The following is an 18863-nucleotide window of genomic DNA, read 5'->3' on the forward strand; positions in this document are numbered from 1 at the left end:
ATCGACCGGAACGGTCAGGCCTCGTTGATCTGGCTCATGACCATCATCGGAGCGTCCTGGGACTCGTCGTGGTGCAGGACCGACGCACGCTCGGGGTCGATGACGCCCTCGCCCGCAAGGCGGGACTCCGCCGGGTTCGCGACGAGCTCGGTGTCGTTCAGGGACTGCAGAACGTCACGCAGTGCCATAACAGCAACCTCCGTGTAGACCACTGCCGATCAGTGGCGACGGGGCTATAACCGCACAACCTTCTAAGGAAACCACTGAGGAATCTCTAAAATCGCAGGTCGGACGAGGGTCCCCCGGAAGGCCCCCGGACACGCCGAAGGGCGGCCACCCCCACGGGATGGCCGCCCTCCGGTCGTATCAAGCGACTCGCTTACTGGTTGTACGGACCGTAGTCGTAGTCCTCCAGCGGAACGGCCTGGCCGGAGCCCGTGCCGAACGGCGAGTAGTCGATGTCGTCGTAGCCGACGGCCGAGTACATCGCGGCCTTGGCCTCCTCGGTCGGCTCGACCCGGATGTTGCGGTAGCGGGACAGGCCCGTACCGGCCGGGATGAGCTTACCGATGATGACGTTCTCCTTGAGGCCGATCAGGGAGTCGGACTTGGCGTTGATCGCCGCGTCCGTCAGGACCCTGGTCGTCTCCTGGAAGGAGGCCGCGGACAGCCACGACTCCGTCGCCAGCGAGGCCTTGGTGATACCCATCAGCTGCGGACGGCCGGAGGCGGGGTGACCGCCCTCGGTGACCACACGACGGTTCTCGGTCTCGAACTTCGAGCGCTCGACGAGCTCGCCCGGCAGCAGTTCCGCGTCGCCGGACTCGATGATCGTCACGCGGCGGAGCATCTGCCGGATGATGATCTCGATGTGCTTGTCGTGGATCGACACGCCCTGCGAGTTGTAGACCTTCTGGACCTCGCCGACCAGGTGGACCTGGACCGCGCGCTGACCGAGGATGCGCAGCACGTCGTGCGGGTTGGTGGCACCCACGGTGAGCTTCTGGCCCACCTCGACGTGGTCGCCCTCGCCGACCAGCAGACGGGCACGCTTGGAGATCGGGAAGGGGATCTCGTCGCTGCCGTCGTCCGGCGTGACGACGATCTTCTTGGTCTTCTCGGTCTCCTCGATCCGGACCCGGCCCGCGGACTCCGAGATCGGGGCGACACCCTTGGGCGTACGGGCTTCGAAGAGCTCGACGACTCGGGGCAGACCCTGGGTGATGTCGTCACCGGCCACACCACCGGTGTGGAAGGTACGCATCGTCAGCTGGGTACCGGGCTCACCGATGGACTGGGCGGCGATGATGCCGACCGCCTCACCGATGTCGACCAGCTTGCCGGTGGCGAGCGAGCGTCCGTAGCAGAAGGCACAGGTGCCGACCGCGGACTCACAGGTCAGGACCGAGCGGGTCTTGACCTCCTCGACGCCGGCGCCCACCAGGGCGTCGATCAGGACGTCACCGAGGTCGACGTTGGCAGGCGCGATGACCTTGCCGTCCACGACGACGTCCTCGGCGAGCATGCGGGCGTAGACCGAGGTCTCGACGTCCTCCGTCTTGCGGAGCACGCCGTCGGCACCCTTGACGGCGATCTTCAGCTTGAGGCCGCGGTCGGTGCCGCAGTCCTCCTCGCGAATGATCACGTCCTGCGAGACGTCCACCAGACGACGGGTCAGGTAACCCGAGTCGGCGGTACGCAGGGCGGTGTCCGCCAGACCCTTACGGGCACCGTGCGTGGAGATGAAGTACTCCAGAACGGTGAGGCCCTCACGGAAGGACGCCTTGATGGGACGCGGGATCGTCTCGTTCTTGGCGTTGGACACCAGACCACGCATACCGGCGATCTGACGCATCTGCATCATGTTTCCTCGGGCACCCGAGTCAACCATCATGAAGATGGGGTTCGTCTTGGGGAAGTTCTCGTTCATGGCCTCGGCAACCTCGTTGGTCGCCTTGGTCCAGATCGCGATGAGCTCCTGCGTGCGCTCGTCCTTGGTGATCAGACCGCGCTCGTACTGCTTCTGGACCTTCTCGTCCTGCTCCTCGTAGCCCTTGACGATGGCCTTCTTGGCCTCGGGCACGACGACGTCGGAGATGGCCACGGTGACGCCGGAACGGGTCGCCCAGTGGAAGCCGGCCGCCTTCAGGTTGTCGAGCGTCGCCGCCACGATGACCTTGGGGTAGCGCTCGGCGAGGTCGTTGACGATCTCGGAGAGCTGCTTCTTGCCGACCGAGTAGTCAACGAACGGGTAGTCCTCGGGCAGCAGCTCGTTGAAGAGCGCGCGGCCCAGGCTCGTCCGCAGCCGGAAGGTGTCACCCGGCTGGTACTCGGGCTCGCCCTCCTCGGCGACCGGCGGCACCCAGCCACGCGGCGGGATGGTGCCCACCGGGAAGCGGATGTCGACGGACGACTGGAGCGCCAGCTCGCCGGCGTCGAACGCCATGATCGCCTCGGCCGTGGAGCCGAACGCACGGCCCTCGCCCTTGGTGTCACGGAGCTCGCCGTCGGTGGTCAGGAAGAACAGGCCCAGCACCATGTCCTGGGTCGGCATGGTGACGGGACGACCGTCGGCCGGCTTCAGGATGTTGTTGGAGGACAGCATCAGGATGCGGGCCTCGGCCTGCGCCTCCGCGGACAGCGGCAGGTGCACGGCCATCTGGTCACCGTCGAAGTCCGCGTTGAACGCGGTGCAGACGAGCGGGTGGATCTGGATGGCCTTGCCCTCGACCAGCTGCGGCTCGAAGGCCTGGATGCCGAGGCGGTGCAGGGTGGGCGCACGGTTCAGCAGCACCGGGTGCTCGGCGATGACCTCTTCGAGGACGTCGTACACCACGGTGCGGCCGCGCTCGACCATGCGCTTGGCCGACTTGATGTTCTGCGCGTGGTTCAGGTCCACCAGGCGCTTCATCACGAACGGCTTGAACAGCTCCAGCGCCATCGCCTTCGGCAGACCGCACTGGTGCAGCTTGAGCTGCGGACCGACGACGATCACGGAACGCGCGGAGTAGTCCACACGCTTGCCGAGCAGGTTCTGACGGAAACGACCCTGCTTGCCCTTCAGCATGTCGCTGAGGGACTTCAGGGGACGGTTACCGGGACCGGTGACCGGGCGACCGCGGCGGCCGTTGTCGAACAGCGCGTCGACGGCCTCCTGGAGCATGCGCTTCTCGTTGTTCACGATGATCTCGGGCGCGCCGAGGTCGAGAAGCCGCTTGAGGCGGTTGTTGCGGTTGATCACACGGCGGTACAGGTCGTTCAGGTCGGAGGTCGCGAAACGGCCACCGTCCAGCTGCACCATCGGACGCAGGTCCGGCGGGATGACCGGTACGCAGTCGAGCACCATGCCCTTGGGCTTGTTGCTCGTCTGGAGGAACGCGGAGACGACCTTGAGGCGCTTGAGCGCACGGGTCTTCTTCTGGCCCTTGCCGGTACGGATGATCTCGCGGAGGCGCTCGGCCTCCTCGTCGAGGTCGAAGGACTCCAGGCGCTTCTGCAGCGCGGCGGCGCCCATGCAGCCGTCGAAGTACGTGCCGAAGCGGTCACGCAGCTCGCGGTAGAGCAGCTCGTCGCCCTCCAGGTCCTGGACCTTGAGGTTCTTGAAGCGGCTCCACACCTCGTCGAGGCGGTCGATCTCGCGCTGCGCACGGTCGCGCAGCTGCTTCATCTCGCGCTCGGCACCCTCGCGCACCTTGCGGCGCACGTCGGCCTTGGCGCCCTCGGCCTCCAGCTCGGCCAGGTCGGTCTCAAGCTTCTTGGCGCGGTTCTCGAGGTCCGAGTCGCGGCGGTTCTCGATCTGCTGGCGCTCGACGGAGACGTGCGCCTCCAGCGACGGGAGGTCGCGGGTGCGGCGCTCCTCGTCCACGAACGTGATCATGTACGCGGCGAAGTAAATGACCTTTTCGAGGTCCTTCGGCGCGAGGTCCAGCAGGTAGCCCAGACGCGACGGGACACCCTTGAAGTACCAGATGTGGGTGACGGGAGCGGCGAGCTCGATGTGGCCCATGCGCTCACGGCGCACCTTGGCGCGCGTGACCTCGACGCCACAGCGCTCACAGATGATGCCCTTGAAGCGGACACGCTTGTACTTGCCGCAGTAGCACTCCCAGTCCCGGGTCGGACCGAAGATCTTCTCGCAGAAGAGTCCGTCCTTTTCGGGCTTGAGGGTGCGGTAGTTGATGGTCTCCGGCTTCTTGACCTCGCCGTGGGACCAGGTCCGGATGTCGTCCGCGGTGGCAAGGCCGATCCGCAGCTCGTCGAAGAAGTTGACGTCGAGCACTTGTCGTCAATCCCTCTTTCGGGGGTTCGAGCCCCCTCGCGTCACGCGAGAAATCGGGGCACTTCAGCAATGGTCTGAACGGGTCCGGGGAGAGCCGGCCGGATCACGGAGATCCGGCCGGCCAACCCGTCAGACCTCTTCGACGCTGCTCGGCTCGCGCCGGGACAGGTCGATACCGAGCTCCTCCGCCGCGCGGAAGACGTCCTCGTCCGTGTCACGCATCTCGATGGACATGCCGTCCGAGGAGAGCACCTCCACGTTGAGGCAGAGCGACTGCATTTCCTTGATGAGCACCTTGAAGGACTCGGGAATGCCGGGCTCGGGGATGTTCTCGCCCTTGACGATCGCCTCGTAGACCTTCACGCGGCCGGTGACGTCGTCGGACTTGATCGTCAGCAGTTCCTGGAGGGCGTACGCGGCGCCGTAGGCCTCAAGGGCCCACACCTCCATCTCACCGAATCGCTGCCCACCGAACTGCGCCTTACCACCCAGCGGCTGCTGCGTGATCATGGAGTACGGGCCGGTCGAACGGGCGTGGAGCTTGTCGTCGACCAGGTGGTGCAGCTTGAGGATGTACATGAACCCGACCGAGACCGGGTCCGGGAACGGCTCGCCGGAGCGGCCGTCGAACAGCTTGGCCTTGCCGGAGGGCTGCACCAGGCGGGCGCCGTCGCGGTTGGGGATCGTGGCCTCGAAGAGACCGGAGATCTCGTCCTCGCGCGCACCGTCGAAGACGGGCGTGGCGACGTTGGTGCCGGGGGCGACCTGGTCGGCGCCGATGGCCTGGAGCCGCTTGGCCCACTCGTCACCGAGACCGGAGACGTCCCAGCCGCGGCTGGCGAGCCAGCCGAGGTGGATCTCCAGGACCTGTCCCGGGTTCATTCGGGACGGGACACCCAGCGGGTTGAGGATGATGTCGACCGGGGTGCCGTCCTCCAGGAACGGCATGTCCTCGATCGGCAGGATCTTCGAGATGACGCCCTTGTTGCCGTGACGGCCGGCGAGCTTGTCACCGTCGGTGATCTTGCGCTTCTGCGCGACGTAGACGCGGACCAGCTGGTTCACGCCCGGCGGCAGCTCGTCGCCCTCTTCGCGGTCGAAGACGCGGACGCCGATGACCTTGCCGATCTCACCGTGCGGCACCTTCAGCGAGGTGTCGCGCACCTCGCGCGCCTTCTCACCGAAGATCGCGCGGAGCAGGCGCTCCTCGGGGGTCAGCTCGGTCTCACCCTTGGGCGTGACCTTGCCGACGAGGATGTCACCGGCGACGACCTCGGCACCGATACGGATGATGCCGCGCTCGTCGAGGTCGGCGAGGACCTCCTCGGAGACGTTCGGGATGTCCCGGGTGATCTCCTCGGGGCCGAGCTTGGTGTCACGGGCGTCGACCTCGTGCTCCTCGATGTGGATCGAGGAGAGGACGTCGTCCTGCACGAGGCGCTGCGACAGGATGATCGCGTCCTCGTAGTTGTGACCCTCCCACGGCATGAACGCCACGAGCAGGTTCTTGCCGAGGGCCATCTCGCCGTTCTCGGTGGCCGGACCGTCGGCGAGCACCTGGCCCTCGATGACCCGGTCGCCCTCGGAGACGACGACCTTCTGGTTGACCGAGGTGCCCTGGTTGGAGCGCATGAACTTCGCGATGCGGTACGTGGTGTACGTGCCGTCGTCGTTGGTCACGGTGATGTAGTCCGCGGAGACCTCCTGGACCACACCGTCCTTCTCGGCCTTCAGCACGTCACCGGCGTCGGTGGCGCAGCGGTACTCCATGCCGGTGCCGACGAGCGGGGCCTCGCTCTTGATGAGCGGCACCGCCTGACGCATCATGTTCGCGCCCATGAGGGCACGGTTGGCGTCGTCGTGCTCCAGGAACGGGATCATCGCGGTGGCGACGGACACCATCTGGCGCGGCGAGACGTCCATGTAGTCGACCTCGGCGCCGGGCACGTAGTCGACCTCGCCGCCACGACGGCGGACCAGGACGCGGGGCTCGGTGAAGCGCAGCTCCTCGGAGAGCGTCGCGTTCGCCTGGGCGATGACGAAACGGTCTTCCTCGTCGGCCGTGATGTAGTCGACCTCGTCGGTGACCTGGCCGTCGACGACCTTGCGGTACGGCGTCTCGATGAAGCCGAACGCGTTGACGCGGCCGTACGAGGCGAGCGAACCGATCAGACCGATGTTCGGGCCTTCAGGGGTCTCGATCGGGCACATGCGTCCGTAGTGGGACGGGTGCACGTCACGGACCTCGAAGCCGGCCCGTTCACGGGAGAGACCACCCGGGCCAAGAGCCGACAGGCGGCGCTTGTGGGTGAGGCCCGACAGCGGGTTGTTCTGGTCCATGAACTGCGACAGCTGGCTGGTGCCGAAGAACTCCTTGATGGAGGCGACGACCGGCCGGATGTTGATCAGGGTCTGCGGCGTGATCGCCTCGACGTCCTGGGTCGTCATGCGCTCACGCACGACGCGCTCCATCCTGGCCAGACCCGTACGGACCTGGTTCTGGATGAGCTCGCCGACGTTGCGCAGACGGCGGTTGCCGAAGTGGTCGATGTCGTCGGTCTCGACGACGATCGAACGGCCGGACTCGCCCACCGTCTCGGTCTCACCGGCGTGCAGCTTGACCAGGTACTTGATGGTCGCGATGACGTCGTCGGTGGTGAGCACGCCGGCGTCCAGCGGCTCGTCCGCGCCGAGCTTCTTGTTCACCTTGTAGCGGCCGACCTTCGCGAGGTCGTAGCGCTTCGGGTTGAAGTAGAGGTTCTCCAGCAGCGTCTGAGCGGCCTCGCGGGTGGGCGGCTCGCCCGGACGGAGCTTGCGGTAGATGTCGAGCAGCGCGTCGTCCTGGCCCTGGGTGTGGTCCTTCTCCAGGGTGGCGCGCATGGACTCGTACTCGCCGAACTCCTCAAGGATCTGCTCGGTGCTCCAGCCGAGAGCCTTCAGGAGGACGGTGACGGACTGCTTGCGCTTGCGGTCGATGCGGACACCGACCATGTCGCGCTTGTCGATCTCCATCTCCAGCCAGGCACCCCGGGAAGGGATGATCTTGGCGGAGAAGATGTCCTTGTCGGACGTCTTGTCGATCGACGAGTCGAAGTAGACACCCGGCGAGCGGACCAGCTGCGACACCACGACACGCTCGGTGCCGTTGATGACGAAGGTGCCCTTGTTGGTCATGAGCGGGAAGTCGCCCATGAAGACCGTCTGGGACTTGATCTCGCCGGTCTCGTTGTTGGTGAACTCGGCCGTGACGAAGAGCGGGGCGGCGAACGTGAAGTCGCGCTCCTTGCACTCGTCGATCGAGTTCTTGGGGGGCTCGAAGCGGTGGTCGCGGAACGTAAGCGACATCGACCCGGAGAAGTCCTCGATCGGTGAGATCTCCTCGAAGATCTCCTCCAGGCCGGACTTGGTGGGGACGTCTTGTCCACTGTCCAGAGCAGCCTCGACGCGAGCCTTCCAGGCGGCGTTGCCGAGGAGCCAGTCAAAGCTCTCGGTCTGCAGCGCGAGGAGGTTCGGAACCTCGAGGGGCTCCTTGATCTTTGCAAAAGAGATGCGCAGCGGGGCGGTGCTGGCGCCGTTGTTCGTATTCGCGGTCGAGGCGTTGCGCGAGGCGGCCAAGAGGGGGTCCTTCCGAGGGCTCGGACTCACTACGCGCGTACCGGTCCCAAACTGGACATGTGGACAGATATCCCGAACAAGGGATGCTGAGTCCACGGTGCACAAGATGGGTATGCCCCTGGTGACGGGCAGGAGGCAGCTAACAGGCAGCGCAAAGGGTCAGTGTAGCCAAGAGGCACACTGATGTCCAGTCGGGGTTTTCAGAGACCCACGTTGCTCTCAACAGCTGTTCTCAACACCTTTGTCCGGCCCTGCGCGAGCTGCGCTCTTCTTTACTGCCCGCTTCACCGTCGATCCATGCCTCGGATTCGGATCGATTCGGCGTCGCGCCTTGAGAATTGCGCGCCTCGTGCGGTTCGTCAAGGCCCCCTCGGCCCGGCCGGCCTCCGAGGCCCGCGGACACCGCCCGTCGGCAGCGCTCGCGTGCCCTACGAGAGGCGCACGGCGAAAGATCACCATACTCGTCAACGCGGGAAGGGCAAGGCACCCGCCACGGATACGCCGAAAGGCGACCACCCGTAAGGGTGATCGCCTTTCGCGATGTGACGCCGCGCCTCGCGGCACGGTGGTCCTGAGGAGTCAGATGACTCGCAGGGTCACTTGACCTCGACGGAGGCGCCGGCGGCCTTGAGGGACTCGGCAGCCTTCTCGGCGGCCTCCTTGGCGACCTTCTCGACGACGGGCTTCGGGGCGCCGTCGACGAGGTCCTTGGCCTCCTTCAGGCCGAGGGAGGTCAGCTCGCGCACGACCTTGATGACCTGGATCTTCTTGTCACCGGCGGCGGTGAGGATGACGTCGAACTCGTCCTTCTCCTCAGCGGCCTCGACCGGGGCGCCCGGACCGGCGGGGCCGGCGACGGCGACGGCCGCGGCGGCGGTGACGTCGAACTTCTCCTCGAAGGCCTTCACGAACTCGGAGAGCTCGATGAGGGTGAGCTCCTCGAACTGGGCGAGCAGGTCTTCCTGGCTGAGCTTCGCCATGACAGGCGTCCTTCCACTATTCGGCAGGTGCCGGATGTATATGTCGGCGGGCGTACGTGGGGCCCGCTGGACCGCTGAGCGAAATTACTCGGCGGCCTCGGCGGGAGCCGGCGTACCGGCACCGCCCTGCTCCTCGAGCTTGACGCGAAGCGCTTCCGCGGTGCGGACGAACTTCGACGGCAGCGCCTGGAAGAGCTGCGCAGCCTGAGTCTGCTTGCCCTTCATGGCACCGGCCAGCTTGGCGAGCAGAACCTCGCGGGACTCGAGGTCCGCGAGCTGCTTGATCTCATCGGCGGACAGCGCCTTACCGTCAAGGACACCGCCCTTGATGATGAGGTTGGGGTTGTCCTTGGCGAAGTCACGAAGACCCTTCGCCGACTCCACCGGGTCACCGGTGACGAAGGCAACCGCCGTCGGGCCTGCGAACAGGTCGTCCAGCGTGTCGATCCCGGCCTCGTTGGCCGCAATCTTGGTCAGCGTGTTCTTCACCACGGCGTACTGGGCGTTCTCACCGAGCGAACGGCGCAGCTGCTTGAGCTGTGCCACGGTGAGACCCCGGTACTCGGTCAGCACGGCGGCGCTGGAGCTGCGGAACTGGTCCGCGAGCTCGGCTACCGCTGCAGCCTTGTCGGGCCTTGCCATGAGCGTCGGCCTCCTTCCGGGTGATGAGGACCGCTCAAAAGGCCCGGAAAGACGAAACGCCCCGGCGCAGGCGCCAGGGCGAAGCTCGACCGGAACGAAGTCCGGGAGCTCTCCACAGTCACCTGCGCAGGTCGTCCGTGTCAACGGATCCTTCGGTTGCCGAAACCCTTGCGGATTCCGGACAACGACCAGCGGTCTTTGGCTTCTGCGAAAGAGTACGCGACCGGGGTCGCGCCGGGCAAATCCGTCCCGCTTCGGGTGGGACCGAGAGGTTTGAACTCTCCCGAACCCGGTTAGGAAGTCGCCCCCGTGGACGCCCCCTGCTGCTGCTTCATCAGCTCGGTGAACTCGATGGTCTGGTCGGCCGGCGGGCGCTCGACCGAGACCTTGGTGCCGTAGTCGCTGTAGAACACCGTCGAGTTCAGCTCGCCGGTCTTCATCTGGCCGCGCTCGGTCTTCTTCACCAGCAGGTCGTCGCCGTCGACCCAGATGTCCACGGTCTCCGTGGAGATCCCGGCGTCCGCCAGCTGCTTCTTGAGGGCGGCCAGCTCATCGGCGTCGAGGTTGCTGTTCTTGGCGGTCAGGTCGGCGACGTCCACCGTGCCCGAGTAGTGCGTGGTGGTGACGCCGCGGACGTCCTCCTGGCCGACCTTCTTCACGTCGCCCGAGGCCAGCAGCGACTTCACGCCTTGGTCCGGGGTGGTGTTCTGCATCTGGTCCTTCAGCGCCGCCCCGGAGGCGCCGCCGATCTGCGCGAGGTCGTCGTAGCTGTAGCTGATCCAGCGCTTGCCGCCGGTCTGCTGGGCCATGGCGTCGCCCATGTCCGCCGCGTACCCGTCCTTGAAGTAACGGGCCTCCATCGTGCCGTTGCTGCCGAGCTGCTTCATGGAGTCGGCCATGTCGCCGCCGGTGTACGTGATCTGCATGCTGCCGGTGATGCCGTCGGACCAGTCCATGACGCCGGACTGCTTCATGGACATCGCGGTGCCCAGCGACGTGGTGCCCTCGACCTTGGCCGAGTGCGCGCTGCCGGTCTTCTTCTGCACGGCGATCAGCGCGGCGATCGGATTCGCCTTCGCCACCGAGCCCGCGCCGCTCCCGCTGGTGCCCTTGGCCTTGCCCCCGTCGTCCGATCCGCCGCAGGCCGCGACCGACGTCAGAGCCGCCGCCACTGCCACGGAAAGACCCACGCGCCGCACGGTATTGCTCAACATTGCGATTCCACCCCTCGTTCGGCTCTCGGTGACCCCACGCTAATGCAGGGCTACGACAGCCATGTCCACGTACGAATGAGGACGGGCCCCGCACCTCGAAAGGTTGCGGGGCCCGTCCCATGTCACACGTGACGCGACGGTCGTACGAGCGCGAGGGCTCAGACGGCGGCCGGGTCCTCCTCGACGAGGAGGTTACGGGTGCGGTTGGAGTCCAGCGGGATGCCGGGGCCCATCGTGGTCGCCAGCGCGGCCTTCTTGATGTAGCGGCCCTTGGCGGCGGACGGCTTCAGACGGAGGACCTCCTCCAGCGCCGCTGCGTAGTTCTCCACCAGCTTGGTCTCGTCGAAGGAGACCTTGCCGATGATGAAGTGCAGGTTCGAGTGCTTGTCGACGCGGAACTCGATCTTGCCGCCCTTGATGTCGTTGACAGCCTTCACGACGTCGGGGGTGACGGTGCCGGTCTTCGGGTTCGGCATCAGACCACGCGGACCGAGCACGCGGCCGAGGCGGCCGACCTTGCCCATGAGGTCCGGGGTCGCGACGACGGCGTCGAAGTCCAGACGGCCCTTCGCCACCTCGTCGATGAGCTCGTCGGCGCCGACGATGTCGGCTCCGGCGGCTTCCGCGGCCGCAGCACGGTCACCGGTCGCGAAGACCAGGACCCGGGCGGTCTTGCCGGTGCCGTGCGGGAGGTTCACGGTGCCGCGGACCATCTGGTCGGCCTTGCGCGGGTCGACACCCAGGCGGAAGGCGACCTCGACGGTGCCGTCGAACTTCGTGGAGGCGGTGTCCTTGGCGAGACGGACGGCTTCGAGCGGGGCGTACAGGCGCTCCCGGTCGATCTTGGCGTCCGCAGCGCGGAGGTTCTTGCTGCGCTTCACTTCTACTCCTGATGGTTTCAGAGTGTGGAGTCGTGGTGCGGACCAGCGCTTGGTCCTACCACTGAGGGGGTGGGGCTGAATCAGCCTTCGACCGTGATGCCCATGGAGCGGGCGGTGCCGGCGATGATCTTCGACGCGGCGTCGAGGTCATTGGCGTTCAGGTCGGGGAGCTTCGTCGTGGCGATCTCGCGGACCTGGTCGGCCGTCAGCTTGGCGACCTTGGTCTTGTGCGGCTCGCCGGAGCCCTTGTCCACACCCGCGGCCTTGAGGATCAGCTTGGCGGCCGGCGGAGTCTTGGTGATGAAGGTGAAGGAGCGGTCCTCGTAGACCGTGATCTCCACCGGCACGACCATGCCACGCTGCGACTCGGTCGCGGCGTTGTAGGCCTTGCAGAACTCCATGATGTTGACGCCGTGCTGGCCCAGCGCGGGGCCGACCGGCGGGGCCGGGTTGGCCGCACCGGCGTTGATCTGGAGCTTGATAAGCCCCGTGACCTTCTTCTTCTTGGGAGGCATGTGCTCTCTCCGGGTCCTAGTGAGAGTTTTCGCCGTCATCCGGTCATCCGGATGCAGGCATACCGCACAACGATAACGGGTATAGCTGCGCGACCAAAAACCAAGCAGGTCAGACCGGCTTCGACAGCCTGTCTGACCTGCTCGGTAGGCATGTGTCCAGAAGCGAGCGGGTAAGCGCTAGTTCTTCTGGATCTGGTCGAAGCTGAGCTCGACCGGGGTCTCGCGACCGAAGATCTCGACGAGGCCCTTGACCTTCTTCGAGTCGGCGTTGATCTCGTTGATCGTCGCCTGCAGCGTCGCGAACGGGCCGTCGGTGACGGTGACCGAGTCGCCCACCTCGAAGTCCAGGACCTGGACCTCGACCTTGCGGGACGGAGCCGGCTTGCCCTCGGCCTCGGCGGCCTCGCGGGCGGCCTTCTCCTCGGCCTCCGGCGCGAGCATCTTGACGATCTCGTCCAGGGTCAGCGGGTACGGGTCGTAGGCGTTGCCCACGAAGCCGGTGACGCCGGGGGTGTTGCGGACGACGCCCCAGGACTCGTTCGTCAGGTCCATGCGCACCAGGACGTAGCCCGGGAGCTTGTTCTGGCGGACGTTCTTGCGCTCGCCGTTCTTGATCTGGACGATTTCCTCCTCAGGCACCTCGGCCTGATAGATGAACTCCTCCACGTTCAGCGAGACGGCGCGCTGCTCCAGGTTGGCCTTCACACGCTTCTCGTAACCGGCGTACGTGTGGATGACGTACCACTCGCCCGGCAGGCCGCGCAGTTCCTCGCGCAGAGCGGTGACGGGGTCGACGGGCTCGGCCTCCTCCTCGGCGGCTTCCGCGGTCTCCTCGGCCTCGTCGTCGGAGGTCTCGTCGGCGGCACCGGCCTCGGGGGCCTCGTCGGCGGCGGCGTCGGCAGCTTCGGCCTGGTCCGGCTCCTCGGCGTCCGCCGCCTGGACGATGTCGAGCTCGTCCTCGGCGGACTCGAAGGCGCCCGCCGTCGGCTCGACGGCGTCGTTCAGGTTCGGGTCAGACACGGTGGCTGCTTCTTCCTGGATACATATGGGTGGAACATGCGAAAGGGGCGCCCAAGAGGCGCCCTCCGCGTGGATCAGCCGAAGACGTACTTGATGACCCGCGCGAAGCCCAAGTCAATCACGGTTACGAGACCAATCATGACGACCACGAACACGATCACCACGGAGGTGTACGTCGTCAGCTGGTTGCGCGTCGGCCAGACGACCTTGCGCAGCTCGGCGATGATCTGGCGGTAGAAGAGCGCGAGACGGCCCAGAGGGCCCTTCTTGCCGCGCTTGCCGCCCTTCCGGGTCTTCTTCTTCGACTCGGGGACTTCGTCCTCGGCATCAGGCATGTCGATGGAGCCCACGGCGTCCGTCACGCTTCTCACCTGATTCCGGGTCGTGGCCGTGCCGCGCCCGGTGGAGCCGCACGGCGGTGCATTGAAGTACGTACATGCGCACACATCCTGGCGAAGGAGTGTGTAGCAGGGCCGGAGGGACTTGAACCCCCAACCGCTGGTTTTGGAGACCAGTGCTCTACCAATTGAGCTACGACCCTTTGTGGTTTCCACCAACCTACCGCATGTACCCGGAAGCCCGGGTGCAGGAACGGTGCGGCTGGTGAAGGCCAACGACAGGTGAGTGTACGTGCTCAGCGGCCCCGCGTCGAACAGATAGCTCCTGACCGCTCCCGGCCACTTCGTGCGCGGTTGCTGTCCGAGTGCTGTCCGGTCCCTGAAACCCCTGTGCCGACGGGGAAAACGGTCTGGGAGCATGGGGGGCATGAGCGCTGCTACTTCTCCGTCCGAGCGCAGGGTCTCCGCCCGCATCGGTGCCATTTCCGAGTCCGCCACCCTCGCCGTCGACGCCAAGGCCAAGGCCCTCAAGGCCGCGGGCCGGCCGGTGATCGGCTTCGGTGCCGGCGAGCCCGACTTCCCGACCCCCGGCTACATCGTCGACGCCGCGGTCGAGGCCTGCCGCAACCCCAAGTTCCACCGCTACACCCCGGCGGGCGGGCTCCCCGAGCTCAAGGCCGCCATCGCGGAGAAGACGCTGCGCGACTCCGGCTACGAGGTCGACGCCTCCCAGATCCTGGTGACCAACGGCGGCAAGCAGGCCATCTACGAGGCCTTCGCCGCGATCCTCGACCCGGGCGACGAGGTCATCGTCCCGGCCCCGTACTGGACCACCTACCCCGAGTCGATCCGGCTGGCCGGCGGCGTCCCGGTGGAGGTCGTGGCCGACGAGACCACCGGCTACCGGGTCTCCGTCGAGCAGCTGGAGGCGGCCCGCACCGAGCGTACGAAGGTCGTCCTGTTCGTCTCCCCGTCGAACCCGACCGGCGCGGTCTACAGCGAGGCCGACTCCGAGGCGATCGGCCGCTGGGCCGTCGAGCACGGCCTGTGGGTGCTGACCGACGAGATCTACGAGCACCTCGTCTACGGGGACGCGAAGTTCACCTCGCTGCCGGCGGTCGTGCCCGAGCTGCGCGACAAGTGCATCGTGGTCAACGGCGTCGCCAAGACGTACGCGATGACCGGCTGGCGGGTGGGGTGGATCATCGGCCCCAAGGACGTCGTGAAGGCCGCGACCAACCTCCAGTCGCACGCCACGTCCAACGTCGCCAACGTCTCCCAGGCGGCCGCGCTGGCCGCCGTCTCCGGGGACCTGGACGCGGTCGCCGAGATGCGCACCGCCTTCGACCGGCGCCGCAGGACCATCGTGCGGATGCTCAACGAGATCGACGGCGTGTTCTGCCCGGAGCCCGAGGGCGCGTTCTACGCGTACCCGTCGGTGAAGGAGCTGCTCGGCAAGGAGATCCGCGGCAGGCGCCCGGCCACCTCGGTGGAGCTGGCGGCGCTGATCCTGGACGAGGCCGAGGTCGCGGTCGTCCCGGGCGAGGCTTTCGGTACGCCGGGCTACCTGCGCCTTTCGTACGCGCTGGGCGACGCCGACCTCACCGAGGGCGTCTCGCGCATCCAGAAGCTGCTGGGTGAGGCGAAGGCGTAGTCCCCGCCCCGAACCCGTGAGCGACCCCCGGCCCCGGCCGGGGGTCGCTTTCTCGTTCGATGGGCAACTCGATGGGGAAAGCGGCTACCGCGACGCCCCGTCCGTGCGGCAGGATCTTGGAATGGAGCGTGATGTACGTCTGTTGCCCAAGGCCCACCTGCACCTGCACTTCACCGGGTCGATGCGGCCCACGACGCTGCTGGAGCTCGCCGACAAGTACGGCGTGCGGCTGCCCGAGGCCCTGACCGGCGGCGAGCCGCCCAAGCTGCGTGCGACGGACGAGCGGGGCTGGTTCCGTTTCCAGCGGCTGTACGACATCGCCCGGTCCTGCCTGCGGACCCCCGAGGACATCCAGCGGCTGGTGCACGAGGCCGCCCAGGAGGACGTGGCGGACGGCTCCGGCTGGCTGGAGATCCAGGTCGACCCCACCTCGTACGCTCCCCTGCTCGGCGGCCTGATCCCGGCGATCGAGATCATCCTGGACGCCGTGGACAGCGCCTCGCGCGCGACCCGGCTGCCGATCCGGGTGGTCATCGCGGCCAACCGGATGAAGCACCCGCTGGACGCCAGGACCCTCGCGCGGCTCGCCGTGCGGTACGCGGACCGGGGCGTCGTCGGTTTCGGGCTCTCCAACGACGAGCGGCGCGGCATGGCCCGTGACTTCGACCGGGCCTTCGCCATCGCCCGGGAGGGCGGTCTGCTGGCCGCCCCGCACGGGGGCGAGCTGTCGGGCCCGTCCAGCGTCCGCGACTGCCTGGACGATCTCGACGCCTCCCGGGTCGGGCACGGGGTGCGCGCGGCCGAGGACCCACGGCTGCTGCACAGGCTGGCCGAGAGCGGGGTGACCTGCGAGGTGTGCCCGGCGTCGAATGTGGCGCTCGGCGTCTACGAGAAGCCGTCCGACGTGCCGCTGCGCACGCTGTTCGACGCGGGGGTGCCGATGGCGCTCGGCGCCGACGACCCGCTGCTCTTCGGCTCCCGGCTGGCCGCGCAGTACGACCTGGTGCGCCGCCATCACGCGTTCACGGACGAGGAGCTGGCCGAGCTGGCCCGCCAGTCGGTACGGGGTTCGTCGGCGCCCGAGCCGCTGCGCGCGGAGCTGCTCGCGGGGGTCGACGACTGGCTGTCGAAGCCGGTGGCCTGAGCCGGGGCCCGTCCCGGGGCCCGGCGGTCCGGGGGTCCGGGGGTCCGGGGGGGGGCGGGAGTCCGGCGGTCCGGGAGCCCGGCGGTCCGGCGGTCCCGCGGCCCGGCTACCGTGCGAGGCCGCGCACCAGGGTCCGGGCGAGGGACGCGGCGAAGGCGTCGAGGGACTGCGGCGGTCCGCCGGTCTCCGTGGCGTCGTAGGCGAAGGCCCGCTGGGCGCAGGCCCCCATCAGCAGGGAGGCGGCCGCGTAGGTGTCGGCGTCGGCCGGTACCCGGCCCGCGGTCTGTTCGGCCCGCAGATAGGTGTCCACGCCCCGGATGGGCAGGTGGGGGCCCGTGCCCAGCTCGCGCATGGCCGCGTCATGGCGTTCCTTGAGCCTCGGCTCGGCGTACAGGGACGCGGCGATCGGGAAGCTCTGCTCGTAGAACAGGGCGGCTTGGCGGGCGATCTCGGTGAGGTTCTGCTCGACCGAGCGCTCCCCCTCCCCCGGCTCGGTGATCAGCTTGCGCAGGATGCCGTCGACCTTGGGCAGCCGCTCCTTCAGCACGACCACGAAAAGTTCTTCCTTGCTGAGGAAGTGCTTGTAGAGCGCGGCCTCCGAGCAGCCGGCCGCCTTCGCGATCTCCTTGGTGGTGGTCCGGGCCAGGCCCTTGGTCTGCATGAGCTGGTGGGCGGCGTCGATGAGGCGGGCGCGGGCCGGCTTCTGCTCCATGTGCGCTCCAACGAAGCTTGACGGGTGGGTGAGTACCCACTCACTCTAGAGGTGAGTGAATACTTACCCACCTTGGGAGGGGTGTGCCATGAAGCTCACGGTGTTCGGGGCGACAGGCGGTATCGGACAGGAGATCGTCCGTCAGGCGGTGGCGGCGGGGCACGAGGTGACGGCGGTGGTCCGCGATCCCGCGCGGCTCGCGGTGCCCCTCTCGGACGTCACGGTGCACACCGCCGCCCGGGTCGACGACCCGGAGGCGCTGCGTGAGGCGGTGGCGGGCCGCGACGCGGTCCTCTCCGGCCTCGGGTCGAGGGGCCGCAGGGCCGACGGGATCGCCGAGCGGCTGACCCGTGCCGTACTGACGGCCATGGAGGCGGAGGGCACCCGGCGGCTGCTGGTGGTCAGCGCCGCCCCGGTCGCCCCGAAGCCGGCCGACGACCCGCTGCTCGACCGGATGATGCTCTCGGTGATCGGCGCGGTCCTCAAGGAGGTGTACGCGGATCTCACCGCGATGGAGGCGGCGCTGGCGGCATCCGCCACGGACTGGACGTCGGTGCGGCCCCCGAAGCTGACGAACGGCCCGCTGACGGGCACCTACCGGACGGTCGTCGGCGGAAATCCGCGCAGCGGCCGGTCCATCTCCCGGGCCGACGTGGCGCACGCGATGCTGGCGCTGACCGGCGATCCGGCGGCGGTGAAGCAGGGCGTGGGCGTGGCGTACTGAGCGCCGGCGCCCGAGCGCCGGGGCCGGGGTGGGGGCGGGGGCGGGGCGGTGCGGGACCCGGGGCAGGCCGCGTCCTACAGGCTCACACCCACGGTCACCGGTTCGTTGACGAGGGTGACGCCGAAGGCCGCGTGGACCCCGGCGACGACCTCGCGGGCCAGGGCCAGCAGGTCTTCGGTGGTGGCCGCGCCCCGGTTGGTGAGGGCGAGCGTGTGCTTGGTGGAGATGCGGGCGGGTCCGGTGCCGTAGCCCTTGGTGAAGCCGGCCCGGTCGATGAGCCAGGCCGCGGAGGTCTTGGTGCGGCCCTCGCCGGCCGGGAAGGCGGGGGGCTTCACGTCGGGGCCGAGCCGGTCGGCGACCCGGGCCAGGAAGGCGTCGAACCCGGCCTGTTCCAGGATCGGGTTGGTGAAGAAGGACCCGGCCGACCAGGTGTCGTGGTCCTCGAGGTCGAGCACCATGCCCTTGCCGGCGCGCAGCCGCAGCACGGTTTCGCGGGCGGCGGCCGCGGGAACGCGTTCACCCTCGGCAACGCCCATGGCGCGGGCGGTTTCGGGGTACTTGAGCGGCGCGGACAGGCCGCCGGACTCCTCCAGGCCGAAGCGGACGCGCAGCACCACGTACCGGTCGGGTTCGGCCTTGAAGCGGCTGTGCCGGTAGGAGAACGCGCACTGGGAGTTCGGCAGGGTGACCGTTTCGCGGGTCCGCCGGTCGTAGGCGACGACCTCCGTGATGGTGGAGGACACCTCCTGCCCGTACGCCCCGACGTTCTGGATCGGGGTGGCGCCGGCCGAGCCGGGGATTCCGGCCAGGCATTCGAGGCCCGCGAGCCCGGCGTCCACGGTGCGGGCGACGGCATCGGTCCAGGTCTCGCCGGCGGCCAGTTCGAGTGAGGCGCCGTCGAGCACGAAGCCCTTGGTCGCGATGCGCAGGGCGGTGCCCTCGAAACCCTTGTCCCCGATGACCAGGTTGCTGCCGCCGCCGATGATCAGGAGCGGGATGCCGCTGTCGTCGGCCTCCCGCACGGCCCGGACCACCTCGGCGTCCGTCGTGGCGGTCAGGAGGCGGGTGGCGGGGCCCCCGAGCCGGAAGGTGGTCAGGGGGGCGAGGGGCGCGTCGTGGAGTTCCTGCACGGGGACAAGAGTACG

15 protein-coding genes and 1 tRNA gene are annotated in these 18863 nt (G+C 68.0%); 3 read left to right on the forward strand and 13 right to left on the reverse strand.

Going from position 1 to position 18863, the window contains the following annotated elements:
• Positions 1-14: 14 nt before the first annotated feature.
• The 11 genes from B082_RS39135 to B082_RS0104765 all read right to left on the reverse strand — a co-directional run bounded on the left by B082_RS39135 (position 15) and on the right by B082_RS0104765 (position 13687).
• Positions 15-188 (reverse strand): hypothetical protein, encoded by a 174-nt coding sequence (locus B082_RS39135; protein ID WP_018550653.1) that lies wholly within the window; start codon positions 186-188, stop codon positions 15-17.
• A 191-nt stretch (positions 189-379) separates the two neighbouring features.
• Positions 380-4279, reverse strand: coding sequence for a DNA-directed RNA polymerase subunit beta' (locus tag B082_RS0104720; protein ID WP_018550654.1), 3900 nt, complete (start codon positions 4277-4279; stop codon positions 380-382).
• Positions 4280-4408: 129 nt separating this feature from the next.
• Positions 4409-7894 carry a DNA-directed RNA polymerase subunit beta gene (gene rpoB / locus B082_RS0104725; RefSeq protein ID WP_018550655.1) on the reverse strand — a complete coding sequence of 1162 codons (3486 nt, stop codon included), beginning with the start codon at positions 7892-7894 and terminating at the stop codon, positions 4409-4411.
• 596 nt (positions 7895-8490) lie between these two features.
• Complete coding sequence (gene rplL / locus B082_RS0104730; RefSeq protein WP_018550656.1) at positions 8491-8874, reverse strand: 50S ribosomal protein L7/L12; 384 nt, start codon at positions 8872-8874, stop codon at positions 8491-8493.
• Between the two features lie 84 nt (positions 8875-8958).
• On the reverse strand, positions 8959-9516 hold the full coding sequence (gene rplJ / locus B082_RS0104735; protein ID WP_018550657.1) for a 50S ribosomal protein L10: 558 nt from the start codon (positions 9514-9516) through the stop codon (positions 8959-8961).
• A 293-nt stretch (positions 9517-9809) separates the two neighbouring features.
• Positions 9810-10730, reverse strand: coding sequence for a hypothetical protein (locus B082_RS0104740; RefSeq protein WP_026249430.1), 921 nt, complete (start codon positions 10728-10730; stop codon positions 9810-9812).
• 158 nt (positions 10731-10888) lie between these two features.
• Positions 10889-11611: a 50S ribosomal protein L1 gene (rplA, locus tag B082_RS0104745; protein ID WP_018550659.1), complete on the reverse strand. Its 723-nt coding sequence runs from the start codon at positions 11609-11611 to the stop codon at positions 10889-10891.
• Between the two features lie 80 nt (positions 11612-11691).
• Complete coding sequence (gene rplK, locus B082_RS0104750) at positions 11692-12126, reverse strand: 50S ribosomal protein L11 (RefSeq protein ID WP_018550660.1); 435 nt, start codon at positions 12124-12126, stop codon at positions 11692-11694.
• Positions 12127-12303: 177 nt separating this feature from the next.
• A complete protein-coding gene (nusG, locus tag B082_RS0104755; RefSeq protein WP_018550661.1) occupies positions 12304-13146 on the reverse strand; it encodes a transcription termination/antitermination protein NusG in 843 nt (280 codons plus the stop codon).
• Between the two features lie 74 nt (positions 13147-13220).
• Positions 13221-13508, reverse strand: a complete 288-nt coding sequence (gene secE, locus B082_RS0104760) for a preprotein translocase subunit SecE (RefSeq protein WP_018550662.1) — start codon at positions 13506-13508, stop codon at positions 13221-13223.
• A gap of 106 nt (positions 13509-13614) precedes the next feature.
• Positions 13615-13687 (reverse strand) — tRNA-Trp (locus tag B082_RS0104765).
• A gap of 224 nt (positions 13688-13911) precedes the next feature.
• Between B082_RS0104765 and B082_RS0104770 the strand changes: the two genes are divergently transcribed.
• Positions 13912-15138, forward strand: coding sequence for a pyridoxal phosphate-dependent aminotransferase (locus B082_RS0104770; RefSeq protein ID WP_018550663.1), 1227 nt, complete (start codon positions 13912-13914; stop codon positions 15136-15138).
• A gap of 121 nt (positions 15139-15259) precedes the next feature.
• A complete protein-coding gene (locus B082_RS0104775) occupies positions 15260-16282 on the forward strand; it encodes an adenosine deaminase (RefSeq protein ID WP_018550664.1) in 1023 nt (340 codons plus the stop codon).
• 106 nt (positions 16283-16388) lie between these two features.
• Here B082_RS0104775 and B082_RS0104780 read toward each other — a convergent pair whose 3' ends face one another.
• On the reverse strand, positions 16389-16994 hold the full coding sequence (locus B082_RS0104780) for a TetR/AcrR family transcriptional regulator (RefSeq protein ID WP_018550665.1): 606 nt from the start codon (positions 16992-16994) through the stop codon (positions 16389-16391).
• Between the two features lie 88 nt (positions 16995-17082).
• Here B082_RS0104780 and B082_RS0104785 point away from each other — a divergent pair, with 88 nt between their 5' ends.
• The gene (locus B082_RS0104785; RefSeq protein ID WP_018550666.1) at positions 17083-17718 is read left to right on the forward strand and encodes an NAD(P)-dependent oxidoreductase; all 636 of its coding nucleotides are present in this window, start codon (positions 17083-17085) and stop codon (positions 17716-17718) included.
• A gap of 74 nt (positions 17719-17792) precedes the next feature.
• Here B082_RS0104785 and B082_RS0104790 read toward each other — a convergent pair whose 3' ends face one another.
• The gene (locus B082_RS0104790; RefSeq protein WP_018550667.1) at positions 17793-18848 is read right to left on the reverse strand and encodes a UDP-N-acetylmuramate dehydrogenase; all 1056 of its coding nucleotides are present in this window, start codon (positions 18846-18848) and stop codon (positions 17793-17795) included.
• Positions 18849-18863: the final 15 nt, after the last annotated feature.

This window comes from Streptomyces sp. ATexAB-D23 (assembly GCF_000373645.1).
Classification (GTDB): domain Bacteria; phylum Actinomycetota; class Actinomycetes; order Streptomycetales; family Streptomycetaceae; genus Streptomyces; species Streptomyces castrisilvae.